The following is a 24,106-nucleotide window of genomic DNA, read 5'->3' as shown; positions in this document are numbered from 1 at the left end:
CGGCCCGGAGCCGGTCGCGGCGGCAGGGCCGGCCCGCGCACTGGTGCTGCTGCGCGGGCCCCGGCGCCGACGTCCCGAGTGGCCGGAGCCGGCTGTCACGCCGACTGCGCCTGCGCCTCCTTCGCGATCCGGTCGAACTGCGCGCCCATCGCCTCGGCCAGCGCCTGCAAGCCCGACAGCGGACGGATCATGACCATGAAGTCGTCGATCAGCCCGTCCTCGTTCACGTGCAGGAAGTCGCAGCCGGTGATCTCCCGGTCGCCCACGCGCGCGGTGAAGACCAGGGCGTGATCGCGGCCGCCCGGGTCGTTGATCTCGCGCACATAGCGGAAGTCCTCGAAGACCCGCACGACGGCGCGCAGAATCGCCGCCGTGATCGGCTTGCCGGCGTACGGCTTGAAGACGGCCGGGCTGGTGAAGACGACGTCCGGCGCCAGCAGGGCCTCGACGGCGTCGGCGTCGCCTGCTTCCACCGCCTCGCGGAACGCACGCATCGGATCACCTCATAGTCAAATAGTTGAGTAGGTGCCGATGAGAATAATCACCTCCTGTTAACGTGTCCACATGTCCCTCAAGTACGCCGTCCTCGCCGCGCTCCTGGAGGGCGAGGCCTCCGGTTACGAGCTGTCGAAGGTCTTCGACGTGTCGTTCGCCAACTTCTGGCCCGCGACCCCGCAGCAGCTCTACCGGGAGCTGGAGCGGCTCGCGCAGGACGGCCTCGTCGAGGCCCGGTTCGTGCAGCAGGAACGACGGCCGAACAAGCGGATGTTCACGCTCACCGAGGCCGGACGCGAGGACCTGCGGACCTTCGCCGCCGAGCCGCCCCGGCGGCCCACCGCCATCCGCGACGAACTCCTGATCAAACTCCAGGCCATGGAGGACCCCGAGGCCACCCGCGCCCTGATCGAGGAGCGCGTGACGTGGTCGCGCGGCAAGCTCGACCGCTACGAACGCGTCCGCGACCGCCTCCTCGACGGGCGTACCGAGGACGAGTACCTGCGCGAGGCCGAGCGCGTCGGGCCGTATCTGACGCTGCTGGCCGGAATCTCCTTCGAACAGGAGATTCTGCGCTGGTGCGAGCGCGTTCTCACCGTCCTGCGGCACCGAGTGGCCACGGGGTGACGCGGATGTTCAGCCCCGAAGGCCCCTCCCTGCGCGAACTCGCCGTCCAGGCCCTGTCGTCCGTCGAGCGCGGATACGACCTGCTCGCCCCGAAGTTCGACCACACGCCGTTCCGCACGCCGGACTCCGTGCTCCGCGCGGTCACGTCGGCGCTCGGCCGCACGGGCCCGTACGACGACGGCCTCGACCTGTGCTGCGGTACGGGCGCGGGTGTCGACGTGCTGGCCGGGGTGTGCCGGCGCAGCGTCACCGGCGTCGACTTCAGCGCCGGCATGCTCGACGTCGCCCGGCGACGGGAGCGGACCGGGGAGCAGCGCGTCGGCTGGGTCCGTGCCGACGCCCGCGCCCTGCCGTTCGCCCCGGCCTTCGACCTCGTGGTCAGCTTCGGGGCGTTCGGGCACTTCCTTCCCCGTGAGCTGCCTGGCCTGTTCGCCCAGGTCCACTCCGTCCTGCGGCCCGGCGGGTGCTTCGCCTTCCCGGTCGTGGCCCCGCCCCGCCCCGCGTCCCTCGGCTACTGGATGCTGCTGGGCTTCGACACGGTGATGCGGGTGCGCAACGCCGTGTGGCGGCCGCAGTTCGTCATGTACTACCGGGCCTTCCGGCTCGCGGAGGTACGCGACGAACTGGCCCGGGCCGGCTTCGAGGTGGAGTCGCAGGTGCTGCCCGAGTTCGGACGGCGGCGGGACGGGAGCCCCCGGGTGCGGATGGTGCTGGCGCGGCGCCCGGACCAGGCCGGTCAGACCGCCGCGGGCAGCGTGAACTCGTAGACCAGAGCGTCCTGTTGGGCGTCCATCACCAGGTCCGTGATCTCCAGTGGGCGAGCGTACTGGTCGTGCACGCGCCGGGTGACCCGCACCGAGGGTGCGCCCGGGAGCCGGGTGATGGTGTCCCGGTGGTGGAGGGTGAGGCCCGCCTTGCGCATCCAGTCGTAGGCGCGGCGCAGTTGGGCGGACGCGGTGTGCTCGCTGCGGTCGCCGTCGGCGCGGTCACGGCAGCGGGCGAGCTCCGCCACCTCGGCGAGGGCCACAGCCGAGAACGATGTCAGTGCCGTACGCCGCCCACGACCGTCGGCGCCCGCGGACTCGTACCGGTGCACCAGGGTCGGCCGGTGCGTGGCCAGTCCCAGCGCCGCGGCGTGATCCGGCGGGGGAGTCTCCCAGGCGACAGTCGCCCGGTCCACGGCGCCCGGGCCGGCCGCCCGGGCGCCGACCGGGAAGGTGAGGGTCGACGGGGTCTCGACCGGCGGACCGGACAGGGTGGCATGGCTGCCCCGCCGGTCGGTGGCGACCAGGCCACGGTGGCGCAGCACCTCCAGCGCCTGCCGTACGGTCTCCCGGCTGACCCCGTAGTGCAGCGCCAACTGCCGTTCCGACGGCAGCCGTTCACCGGGCGGGACGGTCCCGTCGCTCAGCTCGTCGAGCAACCGGGTGGCGATCTTCCAGTAGAGAGGTTGCGTTTCGGTGAGGGGGCGGTCGTGCGGGGTGGTGCGGGCCATGCCGCGCCTCCTGTTGGTGACGTGTTGTAGCCGTGCGGGTTCGTTGCGCCACCAGATCTAAGCATTGGTCTAAACCACGACGGAAGGGCGGTCTGTCACTTCGGCCGAAACGGTCCGCGCCGACAGGCCGTCACAGAGCGCCGTACAGGGCGTCGATCAGCGCCATCTTCCGCGGGTCGTTGGCGATATGAGGCCCCATCCGGTTCATCACATAGCCCAGCGACACCCCGGCCTCCGGGTCGGCCAGACCACAGGAGCCGCCGAAGCCGTCGTGTCCGAAAGCCCGCGGGTTGGGCCCGTACGACCCGTTGGCCCCGCTCAGCCACAGGCCGAGCCCGACCTCCGTCTCGCTCTCGAACCCGGCCCCGAGCACCAGATCGCGGCAGGCGCCCTGCCCCTCACGCACCCGCTCGGCCGCCTCGGGGGAGAGGACGCGATGACCGTCGTACGACCCCCGCCCCGCGAAGATGCCATACAGCGCCGCAACCCCCCGAGCCGTGCCGTGCCCGTTCGCTGCGGGGACCTCGGCGGCCCGCCACTCGGCCGAGTTGGCCTGAGCCGCCCCCACGGCCGGGTTGGCCAGCGCGGCGATGGCGGCGGGCGCCAACTGGCTGAAGATCGCAGCCTGTTCGCTGTCCGAGGCGACTGGGGCATGCACCAGCTCGGCCGCCCGTCCGCACTCCTTGTCCGGCAGTCCGATCACGAAGTCGATGCCGAGCGGCCCGGTCACCTCCCGCTCCAGGAAGGCCCCGGGCAGCAGTCCCGAGACCCGCCGCACGACCTCACCGACCAGGAACCCGTACGTGAGCGCGTGATATCCGGACTGCGTCCCCGGCGCCCACCACGGTTCCATCGCCGCGAGGCGCTGGGTCGTCAACTCCCAGTTGCAGAGCTGCTGAAGCGAGTGCGGCTCCCGCAGCCCGGACAGTCCGGCGCGGTGCGACAGCAGGTGCCGTACGAGGATCTGCTCCTTGCCCGCGGCGGCGAACTCCGGCCAGTACGCCGCCACCGGCGCGTCCAGGTCGAGCAGCCCCCGGTCGACCAGGATGTGCGCGCACAGCGCCGTCGGCCCCTTGGTCGTCGACCACACGTTGACCAGCGTGTCGCGCTCCCAGGGGCGACGGTGAGCCGCGTCGGCCCACCCGCCCCACAGGTCCACGACGGTCTCGGCGCCGACCCTTACCGCGACCGCGGCGCCCAGCTCCCCGCGCTCACGGAAGTTCGCCTCGAACGCCGTCCGCACCGCCGCGAACCGCGGATCGCAGTGCCCGTGCACCTGTGCCTCGTGCTCCGCCATGGCCCACCCCTAGTCGTCCGCAGACGTCCACCGGAAACCCGGACCGCGACCGCGTGACCGGGCTCCCTGAACGTACCGACTGGTCGGACTGGACGGAAGGAGTCGAACACGCCGAACACGCCGAACACGCCGAACGCACCGAACGGACCGAGCTCACCCGAAGAACAGCGCGCCGTCCGGCTCCCGGTGGCCCTCGACGGTGTGCCAGTAGTCGCGGGTCTCGACGGCGAGCCCGGCGGCGTCGAACCGCACGAAGACGCAACCGGCCAGCGTGGCCGGCGCGCCGTCCTCCTCGGCGAAGACCCGGAACTCGGCCACGGCCACCCCGTCCTCGCCGACCAGCGGCGCGGAGAAGCGCACGTCGGTCACCCGCTCAGTGGCGAACGACCAGCGCAGATACTCGGCCAGTGCCGCCCGCCCGCGGTGCGGCGCGCGGAACGGCATCGAGCGGTGGACACAGCCCTCGGCATACAGCTCCACGAGGGCGTCCACGTCGTGTTCCGTCCAAGCCCGCTGCCAGACCCGGACGAAGCGCTCCGCGGCCTCACGCGTCCGCATGCCGGACCTCTCAGCCGTGCGTGCGCAGCCAGTCCAGCTTGGCCGCCTCGTGGAACGGGCCGCCACCCTCGTGGTCGTTGAAGTCGTACACCTCGATGGCCTTCTCGTCGTAGGCCCAGGCGTTGAAGGCCGCGAAGACGGTGGACGGCGGGCAGGTCTGGTCCTCCAGGGCCGCCGAGAACAGGGCGGGGGCCCGGCCGCGTGCCGCGAAGTGGACGCCGTCGAAGTACGACAGGGTGCGCAGGACGTCCTCGGTGCGGCCCCGGTGCGTCTTGAGGTAGAGGGCGATCTCCCGGTACGGGTGGCGGTCCGTCAGGGTCGCCGCGCGCGGGTAGTCGCACAGGAAGGGCACGTCCGGCGCGATCGCCGTCAGGTCCGGGATCAGGCCGCCGACCGCGATCGTGATGCCGCCGCCCTGGCTCGCACCCAGCGCGACCGTGCGCGAGGCATCCGTCAGCGGGTGGGAACGGGCCGCCTCGACGGCACGGACCGCGTCGGTGAACACCCGGCGGTAGTAGTAGTTCTCGGGCGCGTCGACGCCACGCGTCATGAACCCGGGGTACGCGGGCGCCGCACCCACCGGGTCCGGCGTGCCACCACCGGCGCCCCACGCGCTGCCCTGGCCCCGCGTGTCCATCATGAAGTGCGCCCTGCCCGAGGAGGCCCACAGCAGGTTCTCGTGCGGCAGGCCGCGCCCGCCGCCGTACCCGAGGAACTCCACCACCAGCGGCACCGGCTCGGTGGCCCCGGCGGGCAGCCGCAGCCAGCCCTTCACCGGGTGACCGCCGAACCCGGCGAACGTCACGTCGTACACCTGCACCGTGGCCAGCCCCGTGTCGACCGGCTCGAAGCGGGCGTCCAGATCGTGTTCGCGCGCTTCCTCAAGGGTCTTGGACCAGAACGAGTCGAAGTCCTCGGGTTCGACGGACTTGCTGCGGTACTCGCGCAGTTCGTCGAGCGGAAGGTCGAACAGGGCCATGGAGGACCGCCTTTGCCAAGAGTGACTGCGGATGATCACACCGTACGTGGGTGATCGGACGACTCGCCAGAACTTTCCCGTGCCGTGTGCCTACGATGGCGCCATGACGTCTGCCGTCAACCCCCGGTCGGGGCCGCGGAACTGCTGGTCAAGGACGCCGAACTGCTCATCGTGGACGGGGACCGGGAGATCCCGGGCGGCTGGCTGGCCGTCACCGGTGGTCGGGTCACCGGCGTCGGTACCGCCGGGAGCGAGCCCGAGGCCCGCACCACCGTCTCGGCAGCCGGACGCCTGGTCACCCCGGGCCTGGTCAACACCCACCATCACATCTACCAGAACCTCACCCGCTCCTACGCGCCCGCTGTGAACGGCTCCCTGTTCGACTGGCTGACCACCCTCTACCCCCTGTGGGCGGACCTCGACGAGGAGGCCGCGTACGTGTCGGCGTACGTCGGCATGGCCGAACTGCTGATGGGCGGCTGCACCACGTCCGCCGACCACCTCTACGTCCATCCCCGCCCGCGCCTGGTCGACGCCGAGATCCGCGCCGCCCGCGACATCGGCTTCCGCTTCCACGCCACCCGTGGCTCGATGACCCGCTCCGTCGACGACGGAGGCCTGCCGCCGCGGAGCGTCACCCAGACCGAGGACGAGGTGCTGGCCGACAGCGAGCGCCTGATCACGACGTACCACGACCCCGCACCGGGCGCGCTGGTGCGGGTCGCGCTCGCGCCCTGCTCACCGTTCTCGGTGACCAAGTCGCTGATGACGGCGACCGCCGAACTCGCCGAGCGCCACGACGTACGGCTGCACACACACCTCGCCGAGGACCATGACGAGGACACGTACTGCCTCGAGACCTACGGCTGCCGTCCCGTCGAGTACTTCGAGCAGACGGGGTGGATGAGTGACCGCAGCTGGGTCGCGCACTGCATCTACCCGACCGGCGACGAGCTGCGCCGACTCGCCGCCGCGGGCGTCGGCGTGGCGCACTGCCCCAGCTCCAACATGCTCATCGGCGGCGGCACCGCGCGCGTGAAAGAGATGCGCGAGCTCGGCCTGCCCGTCGGCATCGGCTGCGACGGCTCCGCCTCGACCGACCACGCCTCCCTCTGGATGGAGACCAGGGCGGCACTGCTGCTGGGCCGCTACCGCGGCGGACCCGGCGCGATGACCGCACGCGACGCCCTCGACATCGCCACCCGTGGCTCGGCGCGCTGCCTGGGCCGGGCCGACGAGCTGGGCCACCTGCGGCCCGGGGCCTGCGCCGACCTCGTCGTCTGGGACCTGCACGAGGTCGCCCTCGCCGGCGCGCTGAGCGACCCCGTGGAGGCCTGGCTGCGCTGCGGGCCGGCCCGGGCCTGGACCACGGTGGTCGGCGGCCGGATCCTGGTGGACCGCGGCGAGCCCCGGTTGGCCGGCCTGGCGGACGCGTTGCGCGGGCACGAACGGATCGCGCGGCGGATGCAGCGGCGTGCCTAGACGGCGGGGGGCGGGTGGCAGACGGTAGGTGGCCCCCGGTGGGCGGCATATCGTGCGCGGTCCGTGGCCCGTGACGGGTGGCGGGTGGCGGGTGGCAGACGGTAGATGGCCCGCGGTGGGCGGCATACGGCCCGCTGGCCCGTTGGCCCGTTGGCCCGCTGGCGCGTAGTGGGTGGCAGGTGGCAGACGGTAGATGGCCGCGGTGGGCGGCAGATGGCCCGAGGCCCGCTGGCCCCTGGCGGGTGGCCGGTGGCAGACGGCATATCGTGCGTGGCCCGCGGCAGGCGGCAGACGGTAGATGGCCCCCGGCAGGCGGCAGGCGGCAGGCGGCAGGCGGCAGGCGGCGTCAGGCTGGCGCCGCGCTCACGCCCGCCGGTGCGACCAGTCGGGCTCCGTCTGGGCCCACTCCTGCTCCCACTCGGCCAGCCGCCGCCGCATCGCGCTGCGGCGTACGACGGCATGGCCGAGCAGAATCACCGCGACCGCGCCCCCCGCGGCACAGACGCCGATGGTGACGGTGTGCTGCCAGACGGCGATGCCGCTCGCAGGCGGGGCCGTGCTCCGGCCCCGGGAGTCGAGCCACAGGTCGACCGTGTCGCCGGCCCGCGTGCCCGCCGGGACGCGCGCCGTGGCCGTACGCGGACCGCCTCCCGGCTCGGTCCAGCGCACCGTCGTTCTGGCTGACGGCTGCCGTCCGCCCTGCGCCAGGGGAACCGCGTCGGCGGACTTGCCGATGACCTCGGCCCTGACGTGCCGGCGATCGTCCCGCTGCTCCCGGGCCACGGTCCTGGCGCCGTCATGAGCCCACCATGCCGCGAGCACCCCGACCAGTGGCGCGACCAAGAGCAGCAAGAGGGTCACGGTGAGCACCGTCCACGCCTCGACGACATCCGACCGGCGCCGCAGTGGACTGCGCCGCCAGCGCCAGCCACGCACCCGATATCGCATGGCGTCCAGGTACCCCGTACGCCGGACATGGTTCCTGACGATCCCGGACGAAATGCGTCGCTGTGCGGGGGGCCGTTCAGCCGAATCGTTCGATCCGGATGCGGTCCACAGGCTGACCTGCCGCCACGAGCAGCCTCGAGGCGTGCTCCGCGAATCCGTTGGAGCCGCACACATAGGCCTCCCACCCACCGGGTGGCTGCTCGGCCAGCAGTGGCGCCACATGTGCGGCGGCCATACGTCCCACGGGCACACCCTGCGGCGCACTGCGCGTGAACACAGGCGTCGTCTCCGCGCCGTACTCCCGCGCGTAGATCAGCTCCTCGGGGCTGCGCGCCGACACCAGCAGTCGCAGCGGCACGTCCAGGCCCCGCGCCCGGTGGTGCCGCACCATCGACATCAGCGGTACGACGCCGGAGCCGGCGCCGACCAGCAGTGCGGGCCGGTCGCCGGGCCAGGCGAAGAAGCCGCTGACCGGGCCGCGCACCTCGACCGTGTCACCGGGCTCGGCCACCGTGTGGAACCAGCTGGAGACCTCACCGTCCTCGACATGGTCCACGGTGAGCTCGATGTGGCCCGAATCGTCCGGTGCGGACGCGATCGAGTAGTGGCGCTGGGCGGTATAGCCGTCCTGTGCCGTCAGGCGCAGCATCAGGTGCTGGCCGGGCAGATGACCGACCCAGGCAGGTACCGCGAGACGGAACGTAGCGGCATGCGGGGTCTCGCGGCGGACCTCGGTGATCGTGGCGGTCTGCCACGTCGCCGCGGCCTGGTCGCCGACGGCGATCCGCCCGGGCACCGCGAAACGGGTCGGGGGAGCGAACGCCACGGTTGCCAGGGTTGCTTCAGTCACGTCGTCCATCGCCTCAGTCACCGGAGTACCGCTGCTCTTCCCACGGGTTGCCCCGGGCGTGGTAGCCGTTCTGCTCCCAGAAGCCGGGCTCGTCGTGGTCGAGGATCCGCAGGCCCGCGATCCACTTGGCGCTCTTCCAGAAGTACAGGTGCGGCACGAGCAGCCGTGCCGGGCCACCGTGCTCCGGGGCCAGCGGCTCGCCGTCGTACTCCCAGGCGATCCAGGCCCGTCCGCCGGTCAGGTCGGCGAGCGGAAGGTTCGTGGAGTAGCCGGTGTGTGAATAGGCGACGGCATGTGTGGCGGACGCATGGGGCCGGACCACGGCAAGGAAGGCGTCCATCGAGACGCCCCCGAACCGCACACCGAACTTCGACCAGCTCGTCACGCAGTGGATGTCGCCCTCGTACCCGGACGTCGGCAGCTCGTGCGCCTGCTCCCAGCTCCAGCCGCGTGGCTCCTCGACCAGACCGTCGATGCGGAAACTCCACTCGGCGGGCGTCAGCTCGGGCGTGACCTCGGCGGACAGGACGGGCCAGTCGTCGCCCGCGTCGTACTGACCGGGCGGCAGTGCGGCGTTGCGGACGCGTGGGCGTCCGGTGAAGCCTCGGGTGACGTTCATACGGGTGGTGCCTCCAGGCCGCCGTCGGCGGCCCGCGGGTCGAGCGTGATCAGTGCTTGCTCATTCTTGCTCATTCAACCGTACGCGTTCCGGTGGCCCGCTTTCGCCGAGGCGCGGGAGCGCTAGTGATCGTTGGGGTAGGGTTTCTCTCCGGCCGGGACAGTCCCCGCCGCACGGAGTCCAGGAGGTGAGACCCATTACCGCTGTGTCAGGTCGGGTGCTCTCCCCTCGAATCGGCGCGGATCACCGCCGGTAGGCGACCGCGAGAGCATCCTTCGGCTTCCGAAAGGCTCTCGGCTTCCATGCCTTCTCTCTCCTCCCCGTCACCCTCGTCTTCTCCGCTGCCCCCGGCTGCCTTGCCGTCTGCTCCCGCGCCGCTCACGCGCGACGCCGTCGTGACCGCACTCCGTGCAGCCGGCTGTGTCTTCGCCGAGGACGAGGCCCGGCTGATCGTGGCCGCCGCCGGCACCCCGGACGAGCTGGCCGCCATGGTGGACCGGCGTGTCACCGGCCTGCCCCTCGAACTCGTCGTGGGCTGGGCCGAGTTCCGCGGCCTGCGCATCGCCGTGGAACCCGGCGTCTTCGTCCCCCGTCGCCGTACCGAGTTCCTGGTCGAGCAGGCCCTCGCCCACGCCCGGGACGCCTCCGTCGTCGTGGACCTGTGCTGCGGCTCGGGCGCGGTCGGCGCGGCGCTGGCGGCGGCCCTCGGCCCGGTCGAGCTGCACGCCGCCGACATCGACCCGGCGGCGGTGTGCTGCGCCCGCTGCAACGTTGCCCCGTTCGGCGGTCAGGTGCACACCGGGGACCTGTTCGAGGCGCTGCCCGGCACCCTGCGCGGCCGGGTCGGGATACTCGCGGCGAACGTGCCGTACGTACCCACCGACGAAGTCGCACTCCTGCCTGCGGAGGCCCGCGACCACGAGCCGCACGTCGCCCTCGACGGCGGTCCGGACGGGCTCGACGTCCTGCGCCGGGTTGCCGCCGAGGCTCCCCGATGGCTGGCCCCCGGCGGCTGCCTGCTGATCGAGACGAGCGAACGCCAGGCGTCGACGGCCCTGGAGGCGTTCACCCGCAGTGGGCTGTCGGCGCGTCTGATCGTCTCGGACGAGCTGTACGCGAATGTCGTGGTCGGCCTCAACGGGGCCGACCACTAGGGCCTGTTGGGAAAGCGGCACGCGGACCAGGATCGGGTGTCCTTGCTCACGCACCCCTCGGCGGCGCCCGTCGATCAACCCGGTGGCAGAACACGCGCGATGAGCAGTGCCACGTCGTCGGAGTTCTCGGGCTGGTGCAGGGTGCGCAGCAGGAGGTCGCAGACTTCTTCCAGCGGACCGTCGGGGCCGTCGAGGAGCTGGAGGAGAGCGGCCAGGCGTTCGTCGAGCGGGTGTTGACGGGTCTCGACGAGGCCGTCGGTGTAGAGGACCAGGCGGTCACCCGGTTCGAGCTCGACGGTTGTCGTGGAGAACGGGACTCCGCCCACGCCCAGCGGTACCCCGGTGGGCAGTTCGAGGAACTGCGGGTTGTGGCCGGGGCGGAGGCGGGCCGGCGGCAGGTGTCCGGCGTTGGCGATCCGGCACTGGCGCTGCTGCGGGTCGTGGACGACGTAGACGCAGGTGGCGATGGAGTGGTCGAGGCCCTCGGTGATCTTGTCGAGGTGTTCCAGGAGCCGGGCCGGTTCGACGTCGAGGGAGGCAAGCGTGTGCGTCGCCGTGCGAAGGCGGCCCATGGTCGTCGCGGCGTCGATGCCGCTGCCCATCACGTCGCCGACGACGAGCGCGGTCTTGCCGCCCTCCAGGGGGATCACGTCGAACCAGTCGCCGCCGACCTCGGCGCTGGCGCCCGCGGGCTGGTAGCGGGAGGCGACCTCCAGGCCGCCGGTCACCGGAGGATGGCTGGGCAGCAGGCTGCGCTGCAGGGTGAGGGCGGTGTCGCGGGCGTTCTGGTACCAGCGGGCGTTGTCGATCTGCACGGCCGCCCGGGACGCCAACTCACGGGCGAGCAACAGGTCGTCCTCGCTGAACGGCAGCGGATTGCGGGTGCGTTTGAGATCCAGGGCGCCGAGTACCTCACCGCGCGCGATCAGCGGCACCGCCAGATAGGAGTGCACGCCCGCGCGGCTCAGCTGGACGGCGGCCTCGGGGGAGCGGGCGATGCGCGGCAGGTCCTTCTCCTCGACGTGCGCCACCATGATCGGGCCGGCGGTGCGCACGCACTCCGTGACCAGGCGGTCGGGACCGTAGCGGGCGACCTGGCCGGGCGGGTCGGCGGCGTCGAGGGCCACCGTGTCGTGCCCCGCCTTGACGGCCAGGGCGCGGATCACCGCCGACTCCGCGGGCCCGAGGCTGCTGCGTCTGCCCTCCACCACGGCTTCCAGCAGATCCACGGCCGCCACGTCGGCGAGCTCCGGCACGGCGACCTCGGCCAGCTCGTGTGCCGTGCGGTCCAGCTCCAGCGTGGTGCCGATGCGCGCGGTGGCGTCGGCGATCAGGGCCAGACGCCGCCGAGCCGTCTCGGCCTCGACGGCCGCCTGGTGCTGCTCGGTGATGTCCATTGCCATGCCGGCCACACCGAGCACCGTCCCGGCGGAGTCCTCCAGCCGGTACAGCGAGATGGACCAGAAGTGCTCCACGTCCGGGTCGGCCAGGGTCCGGCCCATGATGCGCTGGTTGATGAGCGCGTCGCCGGTCCGCAAGACCTCGCGCAGAGCCGCCTCGATGGCTTCGGCGGCGTCGGGGTCGGGCAGCAGCTCACGTGGCGTGCGGCCGAGGTGCTCGTCGGCCGGGATGCCGTTGAGCTCTGCCAGTGCCGGGTTGACCGTGACGTAGCGAAGCTCGGTGTCCATGACGGCCAGCCCGATCGGAGCCTGGGCGATCGTCCGGGTCGACAGTGCGACGTCCCGCTCCACCTGGCGGACCGTCGACTGGTCGGCGCACAGCCCCAGTGCGTAGACGTCCCCCTGGTCGTCCAGCAGCCGCATGTTGCGGAACTCCACCAGCCGCGTGCTGCCGTCCTTGCGCCGGATCGGGAACGCCCCGGCCCAGCCCTCGCCGGTCTCCATGACGTCGGCGAACAACTTGACGACCAGATCCACGTACTGCTCGTGGACCATGATCCGGGCGGCGTACTCGCCCAGCGCCTCCTGCGCGGGATAGCCGAACAACTGCTCGGCCTGGGGGCTCCACAGCACGATGCGGCCCTCGACGTCCAGCACGACCGAGGCCACGCCGAGCACATCGAGCAACCCGCTCGGCCCTACCGGCCCGCGCACCGGCTCGTCGCCGCCGGCCACGGGACGTTCGGCTGCTGACATCCGCACCGCCTTCGCCCATCCTCCGCGCGGCACGCCATTCCCCCGTGCCGACTCCCCTTGTTCTACCGCGTTCAACCGTCTCCGGGCCCCCCTTGGTCGTTCTCTTCCACCATCCCTCAACACGGCGGCAGGCGTCCGCCGAAGTCATCACCGGGGCACGTGACTGTGGCCGATCAGACAGCGCATGTTCTCTTGCTTGGTCTGTACATGACCATTCGAGCCCGCCAGACTGTCCGCCGACCCGCACCCACCCCCCAAGGAGTCGGTCCCATGGCCCTGCGTGTCCGGCAACGTTGTCAAACCGCTCTGACCTGCCTCGTCGCCCTCGCCTCCGCCGCCGTGCTGTCCACCGCGACGCCCGCGCAGGCCGCCGACACCTGGACGGAGGTGGGCTCCGACCGCGCCGACCCGCTGACCGAGAGCCAGGGGCTGACCTCCGTGGAGGTCCCGGCGAACAGCCCGAACCGCTACACGGGCATCGGCACCATCCCCGTCTCCGTCAGCAGCCGCGGCTGGAACCACGTGGGCGACCCCGACGCCTCCTACAACGGCTACTACATCGAGCCGTACCAGGCGGACTCCGGCAGCGCGAAGATGTTCCGGGTGCAGGCGCCTGGCGGGACCTGGTCCGAATACGTCCACGCGCTGGGCTCCGGGGAGGCGCTGAACAACTCCTTCGTCGCCATCACGCCCGGCGGCCAGTGGATGGTCTCGGGCGAGTGGGGCACCATGACCCGCCTGCTGGTCCACCCGACCCCCGGCGTCAACCCCGGCACGTCGCCGTCGGCGAACCTCCCCTGGACGTCCAGCATCCGGCTGGACCGCGCCGTACGTGACATCCAGGGCTGCGACTTCCTCGGCGCCACGACGCTGCTGTGCGCCTCCGACGACCCCGCGGGCACCCTCTTCGGCATGACCAAGCCGCTGCTCCAGATCGACCTCTCCGCCGAGCCGGGCTCCTCCGACGTGACCGGACACGTCACGGCCCTGCGCCAGCTCCCGCTGCGCAGCTCCTGCTCGGGTGAGTTCGAGACGGAGGGCATCGACTACGACCGTCGTACCGGCACCCTGCGCGTGATCGTCATCTCGCCGGGATTCTGCGTGCTGACGGACAGCAAGACGTACCGGTTCACGCGATGAGCTGCCGGTTCACGCGCGACCAGGGCCGGCCCTGTGTGCGGACGGTGTGGTTCCGCCGGTAGTGCCGGGCCGAACGTGGTGCTTTTCTTGGGATTGGGGTCCGGTTCCGCGGGCAACCCGTGGCACCGCGGTGCGGCCACGAGAGGAGCGATCACGATGGTCCGTGAACGACTGCACGAGGAACCCGTCTCCGTCGAGATCAGCGGATGCAGCAAGGAAGACGCCCGGATCGTGTTCGACGCGCTGAATGCGTGCTTCGAGTCCGACCGGACCCCCGAGGACGTGCCGCAGCAGCTTCATGAGACGCGCCCCATGGTGTGGCTCGGCACGTTCGAGGTGACGGACGCCCAGGAGTGCCCGGTGCCCGCCCGGCTCTCGGCGTCCGTCGAGGCCGACGCACAGGGCGGCTACTGGGCCATCGAACGGCTCCGTACGACGCTGGACTCCATGTTCACGGTGCACGACCTGACCTCGGCCTCGGGCGACCAGGAGCGGGAGCTGCATGTGGTGCTGGAGAGCCGGACCGGCGTGTCGTGACGCGCCTGTCCGGCCCCTCATGAGGACGGGCCCAGCAGGCTGAGCACGGCACGCCGGTAGACGGCGTGGACGGCGGGCAGGTCCTCCAGGCAGGCCCGCTCGTCCACGCCGTGCAGCCCCTCGTACCGGACGCCGAAGCCGGCCGTGGCCGGGATGCCCTCGCCCGCGAGCAGATTGCCGATGTTCGAAGGGCCGGCGGTCTTCGGCCGCACGACCAGGCCCTCCCCGGCGGCGGCATCCAGCAGCGCCGCGGCGGGCTGCCGGTCCGTGCCCAGTCGATACGGCGGCCAGGACGCCACCGGCGTGACGGTGGTCGGCCGCGGTGCTGACACCTTCGCGTCCAGCTCGGCCACCGCCTCGCGGACCAGCTGCTCGGCGGCGCGGGCGTCGAAGGCCGGGGTGGTGCGGATGTCGACGCCCAGCTCGCACCGGTCGGGCACCACCGAGAAGCCCTGGCCGCCGTGGCAGGAGGTCAGGGTCAGCTTCGGCGGCAGCGGGAACTCGCCGTTGGGGCCGGGGAGTTCGGCTCCTTCCAGGAACCGTACGAGATGCGCCGCGCGCGAGACGGCGCCGGGGGTCGAGCGGCGTGACCCCGAGTGGCCCGAGGCCGCGTGCACCGCGATCGTGGCCCGCCACAGGCCCCGCCCGCCGACCACGACTTCATCGAGCCCCGGGTAGCCGATCATCACCCCGGCCGGTCGGGGCGCCGCGGGGTCGGCGAGGTAGGCACGGGCGCCGCCGAAGCCGCCCGTGTGCTCGTCGACGTCGAGGAGCACCGCCAGCCCGCCCTGCAGGGCGTCGGCCCGGCCGCGCAGTTCGGCCGCGATGCCGCAGAACATCGCCGCGGCGAGCTTGGAGTCCGCGGCGCCCCTGCCGCGCAGCCAGCCGTCGACGACCTCGCCGGAGTCGGGCGCGAACGACCAGGCGGCCTCGTCGCCGTAAGGGGCGGTGTCGACGCAGGCGTCCAGTGCCCACCAGGGACCCGGCCGGTCACCCGCGACCTCGATCAGCAGGCCGACGGCGCTGCCCGTCTCGCCGTAGAGGCGGCGATACGGCAGTTCCCGCCCGGCGAGCCAGTCCTCCAGGACGCCGAGGACGGGCCCGTAGTCGTCGATGCCGGCGCGGCTGGGGGAGCGGATCAGGCGCTGGGCGAGGTCGATCACGTCGGCGTGTGCGGTCATGGGGCCACCGTGTGCGGTCATGGCGTCACTGTGCCCGAGCCCGGGCGGTGCCGGGAGCGGCGGTAGTGGTCGGTGTCACCCCTTCCTGGTTGTGCAACTAGTTGCATAAACCCGGTGCGGTCCTCTACAACTACGTCAGGCACGACACCGCCCACGGAGGGTCCCCATGAGCCGTTACTCGCACCTGCTGAGCCCGCTCGACCTGGGCTTCACCACGCTGCCCAACCGCGTCCTCATGGGCTCCATGCATGTGGGCCTGGAGGAGGCCGAGCGCGGCTTCGAGCGCATGGCTGCGTTCTACGCCGAGCGGGCGCGCGGGGGAGTGGGGCTCATCGTCACCGGTGGCATCGCGCCCAACGACGAGGGGCGGCCCTACGAGGGCGGCGCCAAGCTCACCACCGAGGCGGAGGCCGAGCAGCACCGCGTCATCACCGACGCCGTGCACGGCGCGGGCGGCCGGATCGCGATGCAGATCCTGCACTTCGGCCGGTACGCCTACCACCAGGACCTCGTCGCCCCGAGCCCGATCCAGGCGCCGATCAGCCCCTTCCAGCCTCGCGAGCTCGTCGACGCCGAGGTCGAGCGGACCATCGACGACTACGCACGTGCAGCCCGCCTCGCCCGCCACGCCGGGTACGACGGCGTGGAGATCATGGGCTCCGAGGGCTACCTCATCAACGAGTTCATCGCCCGGCAGACCAACCGCCGTACCGACCGCTGGGGCGGCGCGTACGAGAACCGGATGCGCTTTCCGGTCGAGATCGTGCGGCGGGTGCGCGAGGCCGTCGGCGAGGACTTCATCATCGTCTACCGGCTGTCCATGCTGGACCTCGTGCCCGGCGGCTCGACCCTCGACGAGGTGATCAAGCTCGCGAAGGCCGTCGAGGCCGCCGGCGCGACGATCATCAACACCGGCATCGGCTGGCACGAGGCGCGCATCCCGACCATCGCCACGTCCGTGCCCCGCGGCGCCTACACCTGGGTGACCAAGCGGCTGATGGGCGAGGTGTCGGTCCCGCTCGTCACCACCAACCGCATCAACACCCCCGAACTGGCGGAGGAGTTGCTGGCCGACGGCTGCGCGGACATGGTGTCGATGGCCCGCCCGATGCTTGCCGACCCCGACTTCGTCGCCAAGGCCGCCGCCGGGAAACCGGAGGCCATCAACACCTGCATCGGCTGCAACCAGGCCTGCCTCGACCACACCTTCAGCGGCAAGATCACATCCTGCCTGGTCAACCCGCGCGCCTGCCACGAGACCGAGCTGACGCTGTCCCCGACGCGGCGGCGCTTGCGGGTCGCCGTCGTGGGCGCCGGACCCGCCGGTCTCGCCTGCGCCGTGAGCGCGGCGGAACGCGGCCACGAGGTCACGCTGTTCGACGCCGCGAGCGAGATCGGCGGCCAGCTGAACGTCGCCCGCAAGGTCCCCGGCAAGCAGGAGTTCGACGAAACCCTGCGCTACTTCCGCCACCAGCTCGACTGGCAGGGCGTGGACGTACGGCTGAACACCTGGGTGTCGGCCGACGACCTCGCCGGCTACGACGAGGTCGTCGTCGCCACCGGCGTCACCCCGCGCACCCCGGACATCCCCGGCGTCGACCACCCGAGCGTCGTCGGCTACCTCGACGTGCTGCGCGACGGCGCCCCCGTCGGTGACCGCGTCGCCGTCCTCGGCGCGGGCGGCATCGGCTTCGACGTCGCCGAGTTCCTCACCGACGGCGGCGACAAGGCGAGCGAGGACCCCGAGACGTACTTCCGCCACTGGGGCGTCGACATGGACTACACGGGCCCCGGCGGCCTCGCCGCCCCCGAGCGGCCCGCCCCGCCGCGCACCGTCCACCTGCTCCAGCGCAAGACCAGCAAGGTCGGCGCGGGCCTCGGCAAGACCACCGGTTGGATCCACCGGGCCGAGCTCAAGCACCGGGGCGTCACCATGGTCCCGGGCGTGCGCTACGACCGTATCGACGACGCCGGACTGCATGTCACCGTCGGCGAGGAGAGCACGGTCCTCGAGGTCGACACGATCGTGCTGTGCACCGGGCAGGAGCCGCGCCGCGACCTGTACGAGGCGCTCGTCGCCGCGGGCCGCAGCGCGCACCTCATCGGCGGCGCCGACGTGGCCGCCGAGCTGGACGCCAAGCGTGCCATCAAGCAGGGGACGGAGCTGGCGGCGAGCCTGTAGGAGCGAGTGGCCGCACTCGTAGGACGACCTTCTCGCGTCCCTAGGATGAGCCCCATGTCACTCCCGCACGCGATCCTCACCGCCCTGCTCGAAAAGCCGTCCTCGGGGCTGGAGCTGACCCGTCGCTTCGACAAGTCGATCGGGTACTTCTGGTCGGCGACGCATCAGCAGATCTATCGGGAGCTGGGAAAACTGGAGGCCGAGGGGTTCATCCGCGCCCTGGCGAGCGAGCAGCCGGCCCGGGGGCAGAAGAAGTCCTACGAGGTCCTGCCCGCGGGCCGCGCCGAACTGGCCCGCTGGACGGCCGCGTCCCAGGACCCGAGGCCCCACCGCGACACCCTGCTGCTGCGGATGCGTGCCGCGGCGGTGGTGGGGACCGAGGGCATCAAGGGCATCGAGGCCGATCTGCGCCGCCATCTCGATCTGCATCAGCGGCAGTTGGCCGAGTACGAGCAGATCGAGCAGCGCGACTTCCCGCCCGGCAAGGACAGCTCCCAGGACCGGTTGCGGCACCTGGTGCTGCGCGCCGGCATCGATCTGGAGACCTTCTGGACGCAGTGGCTCACGCACGCGCTGGACGAGTTCGCCGAGCTGCCGGGGCGTGAGCCTGCGTGAGCCGGCCGGCCTGCAGTTGCGCCGGGGACCCGGCCCTCAGAGCCGGTACGGCTTGGCCTTGCGGCGCAGATACCAGGCCGCGGCCAGGCCACCCGCGCCCACCAGGACGCCGCCGCCCACCAGCGTGAGGGTGCCGAAGTCCGTCGAGGAACCGCCCACACCGCCCATCACGCCGCGCGAGGGCGAGGCCCTGGGGGTGGGTGTGCGGGTCGGGCTGGTCGAGACGATGACCGACTGGGTGCCCGCCGTCGAGCCGTTGGAGCACACGACGATGACGGTGTAGGTGCCGGGGTTCACGCTGGACCACGCCGCCGACTGGAGCCGGTCCGTGCCGGACAGGGAGACCTGACGCCCCTGCGCGAAGTTCGCCTGGCTGCTGGTGAGCAGCGAGGCGGTGCCCCAGCTGCCGTTGACATTGGTGCACGCACTGGTCGTGACGGAGACCGTGGACCCGGTGGTGCTCACGGAGATCCCCGATTGCGCGGCGGCCGGACCGGCGGCCACGACGAAGGGGAGTGAGGCGGCTGCCACGGTCAGGCCCGAGCGGAGGAAGAGCGATGAATTGCGCATGGAATGCCCTCCGGCGGCACGGTTGGCGGTACATCCCTTGCGCCGCCGAGGGTCGGGAACGCCCGTGCTGCCTCAGGGGCAGCCAACGCGCCCCGGGTCCGCCCCGCATGCGGGCCGCCCCCGGTCAGGTGACTCCTTGCTGCATCCGGGGGAGGCAGGACCGGCTGTCAGCCCTGCGCGCCGGTCGTCACCGTCCGCTCCGCGGAGAAGCCACCCCAGGTGCCGTCCGGTAGCCTGCCGCGGATCCGCACCCGGTGGCTGACCCCGGAGTCGGGGCCCAGGTAGAAGCTGTACGCGGCCTTGTCGCGCGGCGGGTTTCCGCCGTACACCAACGAGGTGGCCGCCTTGCCGTCGACCTGGATCTGGTACTCCGCGACGACGCCGTCCGTGCGCGGCGGCACCCAGCTCAGGTCGAGGTGGTACGCCCCGTCCGCGCGATGCGTCGTCGCCCGGAAGGCGGTCGGCGCGGTGCCGCGACCGTCGTCGGTGCCGGGCGTGGTGATCCGTACGGGCGCCGTGGCCGGTGACAGGTTGTCGGCCGCGTCGCGGGCCCGGAGGGTGAAGGAGTAGCGGGTGCCCGGCCTGAGCCCCGTGACCACCGTTGCCGTCTGGTTGCCGCCCACACTGTGGATCTTTGTGCCGCTCTGATGGATGTCGTACGACACCACGTCCCGGTCGTCCGTGGCCGCCGACCACGACAGCTGAACCGCTCGGCTGCCGACCGCCCGGCCGGTGATCTTCCCCGGCCGCGTCGGGGCGGCACGGTCGGCGGCCACGGCCCTGGGAGTCGTCGCCCGTACCTCCTTGCTCGGCGGCCCGATACGCCCGTCCGTGTCACGGGCCCGGACGGTGAACGCATAGGTGGTGGCGGGCTTGAGCATGGTGACATCCACCATGTGCGCGGAGCCCGGCACTTCCTTCACCTTCGTGGAGCCCCGAAACACCTCGTAGACGCGGACGCCGCCTTCCGTGGAGACCGCGGTCCACATGACATGCACGCTGGTCGCGCTGCCCGCGGCGGCCGTGACACCCGTGGGCGCCCCGGGCGGCGGGGCACCGTCCCCGTCCGTGCCGCCCCATGCACAGGACGACAGCAGCGCGAGCGCCACCCCGAGGGCTGAAACGAGTGCCAGAACGCGTCGCACGACTCTGCCTCCCGGGGCGGCCTCGCGGCAATGGTCCGGACCAATATGACGCGGCTGACGCGATCACATCAAGAGGGCGGTCGTCAATGGCCGTTGGTCGCCCGTACGTGGTGTTACGTATGCTGAAGCTCCTCACCGCTGAACTCACCCTGAGGGCTGGGGAGTTCATGTCGCCTGCGCGGGACCGCTGTCGTCGCTGCCCCCGCGCCGGACGCGGGCGGCCGGGCGGCCGGGTCCTGTCGTGGACTCAGGCCCCCGGCCCCTGGCGGCAGTTCAGGCGGTGGCCGTGTCGCCCTCGGCGGATGAGGGGCCGCCGGCCGGCATGAAGCCGGCCGCCTCGGCGGGCAGCCACAGCGGCGGGCGCGACTCGCCGGGGGCCCTGGAGCGGCGGCCACCACCCTCGCGGTGGTGCGGGGATGCCGCCCGCAGGGAACGGCAGCGAGTGCGCGGGGTGTGGGCGCCGAGCCCGTTTGACGGAGGGGCTCGGGGGCGGCCTGGTGCGGTCGTGGCGCGCGGGGGCGGCGGGCCACGAGGGGGAGGCCGGACTCGTCGGTGGTTGCCGAGAGCCCTCGGGAGTCTTTGTCAGCGGTTCACGCGGCGGCAATCGGGCCGGTGCAGCGGCTGCCATGAGCGCCCGTCACTGGTTCACGGAGCCGGTGATCGGGCCCCGTGGAGTTCGGCGGCCCAGGCAACGGTCGACCCGGGCCGCAGGAGTCGACCGCCGTCCGGCACAGCGGCAGCCAGGGCCCCGCTGCGCGCATCCCGGTAGCCGGAACACTGCCCGCGAGGGGCCCCGGCCGCCACGGCTGCCGCAGGCCGCTTCACACCTTCCGGTACGTGTACGCCTCCGCAGCCGCCGCCTCCACCGCCGCCAGGTCGGCGCCCGCCGCTGCCGTGACGACCGCGGCCACCGCGCCCTCGACGAACGGGGCGTCCACCAGGCGTGTGTTGTCGGGGAGTTCGTCGCCCTCCGCGAGGAGGGCCTTGACCGTGAGGACCGCACTGCCCAGGTCCGTGAGGACCGCCACTCCGGCGCCGCGGTCGACGGAGGCGGCAGCGGCGGCGATCAGTTCGGAGCTGGTGCCGAGTTCGCCGGCCTCGGTGCCGCCTGCCGGGGCCACCGGCACGGTCGTCGAGCCGCCTGCGAGCCCCCGGGCCAGCTCGGCGACCGACGCGGCCACCTGCGCGCTGTGCGAGACGAGGACGACGCCTACGAGTCCCTCGTCCTTCTTCGCGTCACTCACCGTTCGCCTCCGCCAGTGCCGCGATCAGCAGCGCCGATGACGTGGCGCCCGGATCCTGGTGGCCGATGCTGCGCTCGCCGAGATAGCTCGCCCGGCCCTTGCGGGCCTGCAACGGCGTCGTCGCCAGGGCACCTTCCTCGGCCGCGGCCCGCGCTGCGGCAAAACCGTCACCGAGGGCGTCCACCGCCGGCACCAGCGCGTCGATCATGGTCTTGTCGCCCGGCGCCGCACCCCCGAGCGTCATGACCGCGTCCACCCCGGCCCGCAGCGCCTGCCCGAACTGGTCCTCGCTCACCTCGCCGTCGTCCCCGAGGGCCTTGCCGGTCCGGCGCAGCAGGGTCCCGTACAGCGGACCGGACGCCCCGCCGACCGTCGAGATCAGCTGCCGCCCGGCGAGCATCAGGATCGCGCCGGGCGTCTGCGGGGCCTCCTTCTCCAGCGCCGTCGAGACGGCGGTGAACCCCCGCTGCAGGTTGCTGCCGTGGTCGGCGTCCCCGATGGGTGAGTCGAGGGAGGTGAGCCGTTCCGCCTCACGGTCGACGGAGGCGGCGGTCGCCGTCATCCAACGGCGGAAGAAATCGGCGTTGAGCACTGGATCTCCTTGCATGGCAGGTGCGTTGCGGTCGTCCGGCTCCGGATCACATACCCCACCGCAGGCCCGGCGTCTTCACCGGCGCGTTCCACAGCCGCAGCAGCTCCTCGTCGACCTGGCACAGGGTGACCGAGGCGCCGGCCATGTCGAGGGAGGTGACGTAGTTGCCGACCAGCGTGTGGGCGACGGTAACTCCGCGCTGGGCGAGCACCCGCTGGACCTCGGCGTTGAAGCCGTACAGCTCCAACAGCGGTGTCGCACCCATGCCGTTGACCAGGACGAGCACGGGATTGCGCGGGGTCATGTCGTCCAGGATCGCGCCCACCGAGAAGTCGGCGATCTCGCCCGAGGTCATCATCGCGCGCCGCTCCCGGCCGGGCTCGCCGTGGATGCCGATGCCCAACTCCAGCTCTCCGGGCGGCAGATCGAAGGTGGGACTGCCCTTGGCGGGGGTGGTGCAGGCGCTGAGGGCGACGCCGAAGCTGCGGGAGTTCTCGTTGACCTGCCGCCCGATGGCCTCGACCCGCTCCAGCGGCTGCCCCTCCTCGGCGGCGGCACCGGCGATCTTCTCCACGAACAGGGTCGCGCCCGTGCCGCGCCGCCCGGCCGTGTAGAGGCTGTCGGTGACCGCCACGTCGTCGTTGACGAGCACCTTCGCGACCTGGATGCCCTCGTCCTCGGCCAGCTCGGCGGCCATGTCGAAGTTGAGGACGTCGCCCGTGTAGTTCTTCACGATGAACAGCACACCCGCCCCGCTGTCCACGGCGGCCGCGGCCCGCGCCATCTGATCCGGCACCGGCGAGGTGAACACCTCACCCGGACACGCCGCCGACAGCATCCCCGGACCGACGAATCCACCGTGCAGCGGCTCGTGCCCCGACCCGCCGCCGGAAATGAGGGCGACCTTCCCCTCCACGGGCGCGTCCCGCCGGACGATCACCCGGTTGTCCACATCGACGACCAGCTCGGGATGAGCGGCAGCCATTCCGCGCAGTGCGTCCGCGACCACGGTCTCCGCGACGTTGATCAGCATCTTCATGGGTACCTCCTGGTGAGACTGGCGCCAGGCCTCCTGACCTGCTCTTTTCCAGGTCAGGGCAGGTGGGGCAAGGCTTCGATCCTGGCGGTCCGTGGCGGTCGTGGGTGGGTTCGGGAGGTTCCGGCGACAGGGCGTGTCGTCGCCGAAGCCCTGATGTCGGCAGTATCGCCCTTGCGGCAGCGAAGGTCACGTGCGCAGGTGACCGAGGGCGCGCCCCTGTCCCGCGCGGGCGTCCTCGAACACAGCCCGGCGGGGGCATGCACCACCTTGACGGCGACGTCGCGGTGCAGCGTCTCGTCACGTGCCCGCCACACCTTTCCCATGTTGCCCTCGCCGAGGCGCGACAGCAGCAGGTAGCGGCCCGCGACCCTCCGCTCCTGGTGCGGTGGCAGCTGTAGGGCCTCCTGGTCGTGCATCCGGACGGCACTCCCTCCTCCTCGTGAGGCGGCCGGCACTCCCTCTCCCCGCGCGGCGGCCGGCAATCCCTCTCCTCGCGCGCCGGCCGGCACTTCCTCCTCCTCGCGCGGCGGACGGCGCCATCGCCGATGTCCCCTGACGCACCAGCTCCGCATCCCCGTATACAGCGCTCAACTGCGAGCCCGCCACCTTGCGGATGGCGTCACCCGTCGCGGCCCGGCGATCACCGACCGGCGCATCACGCAGCACGGATTGCTCGCGGACACCTGATGGCGCAGGCGCCCGACCGGCCATCATGAACCCGCCCGTTCTCTCCGACAACGTGCTGTCCCTCTGTGACAGTTCCCTCCTGTGACAGTTCCCTCGCACGGAGGCGGCGCAGCCGTGCCGTCCACCGGCGCCCGTGGCTTCCCGAGCCGGGTGGCATCGGCGATCAGCCGGAGGCCGTCGCGAGCGCGAGGCCCAGACCGATCAGAGCGACGCCTGTGATCAGCCCGAGCGCACGGCGGGTCCGCGGCGTTTCGAGGACGCGCCTGGCCCTGGACAGCAGGAACACGTAGGTGCCCAGCCACGCGCGGCTGAGGACGGCGTGGGGGAGGACGAGGAGCGTCAGGGACCAGGCGGCGGGCAGGCGCGGCGGGGCCAGAGCGGGGAGGAGGCCGGTGTGGACGATGATCTTCGGGTTGAGGACATTGTGACCAGGCCGGTCCGCCACAAGCCCCCGCCGGCGGGACGGGCACCGGTATCGGTTGAGGCATTGGTGGCCCGGCACTCATCCGTGGGC

At 72.1% G+C, this 24,106-nt stretch carries 24 protein-coding genes; 8 read left to right on the top strand and 16 right to left on the bottom strand.

Annotated features, from left to right (window positions below; translation table 11 throughout):
* Nucleotides 1-95: 95 nt before the first annotated feature.
* On the bottom strand, nucleotides 96-494 hold the full coding sequence (locus ACFY5C_RS09345; RefSeq protein WP_389442435.1) for a nuclear transport factor 2 family protein: 399 nt from the start codon (nucleotides 492-494) through the stop codon (nucleotides 96-98).
* A gap of 70 nt (nucleotides 495-564) precedes the next feature.
* On the opposite strand from ACFY5C_RS09345, the gene ACFY5C_RS09340 reads away from it, so the two are divergent.
* Complete coding sequence (locus ACFY5C_RS09340; protein WP_389442432.1) at nucleotides 565-1,122, top strand: PadR family transcriptional regulator; 558 nt, start codon at nucleotides 565-567, stop codon at nucleotides 1,120-1,122.
* A 5-nt stretch (nucleotides 1,123-1,127) separates the two neighbouring features.
* Complete coding sequence (locus ACFY5C_RS09335; RefSeq protein WP_389442429.1) at nucleotides 1,128-1,889, top strand: class I SAM-dependent methyltransferase; 762 nt, start codon at nucleotides 1,128-1,130, stop codon at nucleotides 1,887-1,889.
* On the opposite strand, the gene ACFY5C_RS09330 is transcribed toward ACFY5C_RS09335, so the two are convergent.
* From ACFY5C_RS09330 to ACFY5C_RS09315, 4 genes are all read right to left on the bottom strand, one after another.
* Entirely contained in the window at nucleotides 1,859-2,617 is a 759-nt protein-coding gene (locus tag ACFY5C_RS09330) for a GntR family transcriptional regulator (protein WP_389442427.1), read from the bottom strand. The two genes, ACFY5C_RS09335 and ACFY5C_RS09330, sit on opposite strands and share 31 nt — an antisense overlap.
* 130 nt (nucleotides 2,618-2,747) lie before the next feature.
* The gene (locus ACFY5C_RS09325; RefSeq protein WP_389442425.1) at nucleotides 2,748-3,914 is read right to left on the bottom strand and encodes a serine hydrolase domain-containing protein; all 1,167 of its coding nucleotides are present in this window, start codon (nucleotides 3,912-3,914) and stop codon (nucleotides 2,748-2,750) included.
* A 153-nt stretch (nucleotides 3,915-4,067) separates the two neighbouring features.
* On the bottom strand, nucleotides 4,068-4,472 hold the full coding sequence (locus tag ACFY5C_RS09320; protein WP_389442423.1) for a nuclear transport factor 2 family protein: 405 nt from the start codon (nucleotides 4,470-4,472) through the stop codon (nucleotides 4,068-4,070).
* Nucleotides 4,473-4,482: 10 nt separating this feature from the next.
* Nucleotides 4,483-5,451, bottom strand: coding sequence for an acetylxylan esterase (locus tag ACFY5C_RS09315; RefSeq protein WP_389442420.1), 969 nt, complete (start codon nucleotides 5,449-5,451; stop codon nucleotides 4,483-4,485).
* A gap of 84 nt (nucleotides 5,452-5,535) precedes the next feature.
* On the opposite strand from ACFY5C_RS09315, the gene ACFY5C_RS09310 reads away from it, so the two are divergent.
* On the top strand, nucleotides 5,536-6,933 hold the full coding sequence (locus ACFY5C_RS09310; RefSeq protein WP_389442417.1) for an 8-oxoguanine deaminase: 1,398 nt from the start codon (nucleotides 5,536-5,538) through the stop codon (nucleotides 6,931-6,933).
* Between the two features lie 363 nt (nucleotides 6,934-7,296).
* On the opposite strand, the gene ACFY5C_RS09305 is transcribed toward ACFY5C_RS09310, so the two are convergent.
* The 3 genes from ACFY5C_RS09305 to ACFY5C_RS09295 all read right to left on the bottom strand — a co-directional run bounded on the left by ACFY5C_RS09305 (nucleotide 7,297) and on the right by ACFY5C_RS09295 (nucleotide 9,350).
* Entirely contained in the window at nucleotides 7,297-7,881 is a 585-nt protein-coding gene (locus ACFY5C_RS09305) for a hypothetical protein (RefSeq protein WP_389442415.1), read from the bottom strand.
* 76 nt (nucleotides 7,882-7,957) lie between these two features.
* Complete coding sequence (locus ACFY5C_RS09300; RefSeq protein WP_389442413.1) at nucleotides 7,958-8,740, bottom strand: ferredoxin reductase; 783 nt, start codon at nucleotides 8,738-8,740, stop codon at nucleotides 7,958-7,960.
* 4 nt (nucleotides 8,741-8,744) lie between these two features.
* Entirely contained in the window at nucleotides 8,745-9,350 is a 606-nt protein-coding gene (locus ACFY5C_RS09295) for a sulfite oxidase-like oxidoreductase (RefSeq protein WP_389442410.1), read from the bottom strand.
* Between the two features lie 302 nt (nucleotides 9,351-9,652).
* Between ACFY5C_RS09295 and ACFY5C_RS09290 the strand changes: the two genes are divergently transcribed.
* Complete coding sequence (locus tag ACFY5C_RS09290; protein WP_389442407.1) at nucleotides 9,653-10,504, top strand: putative protein N(5)-glutamine methyltransferase; 852 nt, start codon at nucleotides 9,653-9,655, stop codon at nucleotides 10,502-10,504.
* 74 nt (nucleotides 10,505-10,578) lie between these two features.
* Here ACFY5C_RS09290 and ACFY5C_RS09285 read toward each other — a convergent pair whose 3' ends face one another.
* Nucleotides 10,579-12,660, bottom strand: coding sequence for a SpoIIE family protein phosphatase (locus ACFY5C_RS09285; RefSeq protein ID WP_389442404.1), 2,082 nt, complete (start codon nucleotides 12,658-12,660; stop codon nucleotides 10,579-10,581).
* Between the two features lie 270 nt (nucleotides 12,661-12,930).
* Between ACFY5C_RS09285 and ACFY5C_RS09280 the strand changes: the two genes are divergently transcribed.
* Nucleotides 12,931-13,800, top strand: a complete 870-nt coding sequence (locus ACFY5C_RS09280; RefSeq protein ID WP_389442402.1) for a hypothetical protein — start codon at nucleotides 12,931-12,933, stop codon at nucleotides 13,798-13,800.
* A 156-nt stretch (nucleotides 13,801-13,956) separates the two neighbouring features.
* Nucleotides 13,957-14,337 carry a hypothetical protein gene (locus tag ACFY5C_RS09275; protein WP_389442401.1) on the top strand — a complete coding sequence of 127 codons (381 nt, stop codon included), beginning with the start codon at nucleotides 13,957-13,959 and terminating at the stop codon, nucleotides 14,335-14,337.
* Nucleotides 14,338-14,354: 17 nt separating this feature from the next.
* On the opposite strand, the gene ACFY5C_RS09270 is transcribed toward ACFY5C_RS09275, so the two are convergent.
* Nucleotides 14,355-15,539 carry a M20 family metallopeptidase gene (locus ACFY5C_RS09270; protein ID WP_389442398.1) on the bottom strand — a complete coding sequence of 395 codons (1,185 nt, stop codon included), beginning with the start codon at nucleotides 15,537-15,539 and terminating at the stop codon, nucleotides 14,355-14,357.
* A gap of 145 nt (nucleotides 15,540-15,684) precedes the next feature.
* Here ACFY5C_RS09270 and ACFY5C_RS09265 point away from each other — a divergent pair, with 145 nt between their 5' ends.
* Both ACFY5C_RS09265 and ACFY5C_RS09260 read left to right on the top strand, forming a co-directional pair.
* Nucleotides 15,685-17,700: an FAD-dependent oxidoreductase gene (locus ACFY5C_RS09265; protein ID WP_389442395.1), complete on the top strand. Its 2,016-nt coding sequence runs from the start codon at nucleotides 15,685-15,687 to the stop codon at nucleotides 17,698-17,700.
* Nucleotides 17,701-17,754: 54 nt separating this feature from the next.
* Complete coding sequence (locus ACFY5C_RS09260; RefSeq protein WP_389442393.1) at nucleotides 17,755-18,315, top strand: PadR family transcriptional regulator; 561 nt, start codon at nucleotides 17,755-17,757, stop codon at nucleotides 18,313-18,315.
* 36 nt (nucleotides 18,316-18,351) lie between these two features.
* Here ACFY5C_RS09260 and ACFY5C_RS09255 read toward each other — a convergent pair whose 3' ends face one another.
* The 6 genes from ACFY5C_RS09255 to ACFY5C_RS09230 all read right to left on the bottom strand — a co-directional run bounded on the left by ACFY5C_RS09255 (nucleotide 18,352) and on the right by ACFY5C_RS09230 (nucleotide 24,037).
* A complete protein-coding gene (locus tag ACFY5C_RS09255; RefSeq protein ID WP_389442391.1) occupies nucleotides 18,352-18,885 on the bottom strand; it encodes a hypothetical protein in 534 nt (177 codons plus the stop codon).
* A 167-nt stretch (nucleotides 18,886-19,052) separates the two neighbouring features.
* The gene (locus ACFY5C_RS09250) at nucleotides 19,053-20,030 is read right to left on the bottom strand and encodes a fibronectin type III domain-containing protein (RefSeq protein ID WP_389442389.1); all 978 of its coding nucleotides are present in this window, start codon (nucleotides 20,028-20,030) and stop codon (nucleotides 19,053-19,055) included.
* Nucleotides 20,031-20,851: 821 nt separating this feature from the next.
* Nucleotides 20,852-21,274 (bottom strand): PTS-dependent dihydroxyacetone kinase phosphotransferase subunit DhaM, encoded by a 423-nt coding sequence (locus ACFY5C_RS09245; RefSeq protein WP_389442386.1) that lies wholly within the window; start codon nucleotides 21,272-21,274, stop codon nucleotides 20,852-20,854.
* On the bottom strand, nucleotides 21,267-21,866 hold the full coding sequence (gene dhaL / locus ACFY5C_RS09240; protein WP_389442384.1) for a dihydroxyacetone kinase subunit DhaL: 600 nt from the start codon (nucleotides 21,864-21,866) through the stop codon (nucleotides 21,267-21,269). Before dhaL ends, ACFY5C_RS09245 begins: the two co-directional genes overlap by 8 nt.
* A 46-nt stretch (nucleotides 21,867-21,912) precedes the next feature.
* Nucleotides 21,913-22,905, bottom strand: coding sequence for a dihydroxyacetone kinase subunit DhaK (dhaK, locus tag ACFY5C_RS09235; RefSeq protein WP_389442381.1), 993 nt, complete (start codon nucleotides 22,903-22,905; stop codon nucleotides 21,913-21,915).
* 850 nt (nucleotides 22,906-23,755) lie between these two features.
* On the bottom strand, nucleotides 23,756-24,037 hold the full coding sequence (locus ACFY5C_RS09230; protein WP_389442379.1) for a LysE family transporter: 282 nt from the start codon (nucleotides 24,035-24,037) through the stop codon (nucleotides 23,756-23,758).
* Nucleotides 24,038-24,106 lie beyond the last annotated feature (69 nt).

Origin of the sequence: Streptomyces sp. NPDC012935, from assembly GCF_042900345.1 — a bacterium.
In the GTDB taxonomy this organism is placed as follows: domain Bacteria; phylum Actinomycetota; class Actinomycetes; order Streptomycetales; family Streptomycetaceae; genus Streptomyces.
This window is presented reverse-complemented; position numbering and strand designations above follow the sequence as displayed.

Excerpts from the sequence above, each read along its gene's own strand:
- ACFY5C_RS09345 (WP_389442435.1), bottom strand. The coding sequence starts at position 494 with ATGCGTGCGTTCCGCGAGGCGGTGGAAGCAGGCGACGCCGACGCCGTC.
- ACFY5C_RS09340 (WP_389442432.1), top strand. The coding sequence starts at position 565 with ATGTCCCTCAAGTACGCCGTCCTCGCCGCGCTCCTGGAGGGCGAGGCC.
- ACFY5C_RS09335 (WP_389442429.1), top strand. The coding sequence starts at position 1,128 with ATGTTCAGCCCCGAAGGCCCCTCCCTGCGCGAACTCGCCGTCCAGGCC.
- ACFY5C_RS09330 (WP_389442427.1), bottom strand. The coding sequence starts at position 2,617 with ATGGCCCGCACCACCCCGCACGACCGCCCCCTCACCGAAACGCAACCT.
- ACFY5C_RS09325 (WP_389442425.1), bottom strand. The coding sequence starts at position 3,914 with ATGGCGGAGCACGAGGCACAGGTGCACGGGCACTGCGATCCGCGGTTC.
- ACFY5C_RS09320 (WP_389442423.1), bottom strand. The coding sequence starts at position 4,472 with ATGCGGACGCGTGAGGCCGCGGAGCGCTTCGTCCGGGTCTGGCAGCGG.
- ACFY5C_RS09315 (WP_389442420.1), bottom strand. The coding sequence starts at position 5,451 with ATGGCCCTGTTCGACCTTCCGCTCGACGAACTGCGCGAGTACCGCAGC.
- ACFY5C_RS09305 (WP_389442415.1), bottom strand. The coding sequence starts at position 7,881 with ATGCGATATCGGGTGCGTGGCTGGCGCTGGCGGCGCAGTCCACTGCGG.
- ACFY5C_RS09300 (WP_389442413.1), bottom strand. The coding sequence starts at position 8,740 with ATGGACGACGTGACTGAAGCAACCCTGGCAACCGTGGCGTTCGCTCCC.
- ACFY5C_RS09295 (WP_389442410.1), bottom strand. The coding sequence starts at position 9,350 with ATGAACGTCACCCGAGGCTTCACCGGACGCCCACGCGTCCGCAACGCC.
- ACFY5C_RS09290 (WP_389442407.1), top strand. The coding sequence starts at position 9,653 with ATGCCTTCTCTCTCCTCCCCGTCACCCTCGTCTTCTCCGCTGCCCCCG.
- ACFY5C_RS09285 (WP_389442404.1), bottom strand. The coding sequence starts at position 12,660 with ATGTCAGCAGCCGAACGTCCCGTGGCCGGCGGCGACGAGCCGGTGCGC.
- ACFY5C_RS09280 (WP_389442402.1), top strand. The coding sequence starts at position 12,931 with ATGGCCCTGCGTGTCCGGCAACGTTGTCAAACCGCTCTGACCTGCCTC.
- ACFY5C_RS09275 (WP_389442401.1), top strand. The coding sequence starts at position 13,957 with ATGGTCCGTGAACGACTGCACGAGGAACCCGTCTCCGTCGAGATCAGC.
- ACFY5C_RS09270 (WP_389442398.1), bottom strand. The coding sequence starts at position 15,539 with ATGACCGCACACGGTGGCCCCATGACCGCACACGCCGACGTGATCGAC.
- ACFY5C_RS09265 (WP_389442395.1), top strand. The coding sequence starts at position 15,685 with ATGAGCCGTTACTCGCACCTGCTGAGCCCGCTCGACCTGGGCTTCACC.
- ACFY5C_RS09260 (WP_389442393.1), top strand. The coding sequence starts at position 17,755 with ATGTCACTCCCGCACGCGATCCTCACCGCCCTGCTCGAAAAGCCGTCC.
- ACFY5C_RS09255 (WP_389442391.1), bottom strand. The coding sequence starts at position 18,885 with ATGCGCAATTCATCGCTCTTCCTCCGCTCGGGCCTGACCGTGGCAGCC.
- dhaK (WP_389442381.1), bottom strand. The coding sequence starts at position 22,905 with ATGAAGATGCTGATCAACGTCGCGGAGACCGTGGTCGCGGACGCACTG.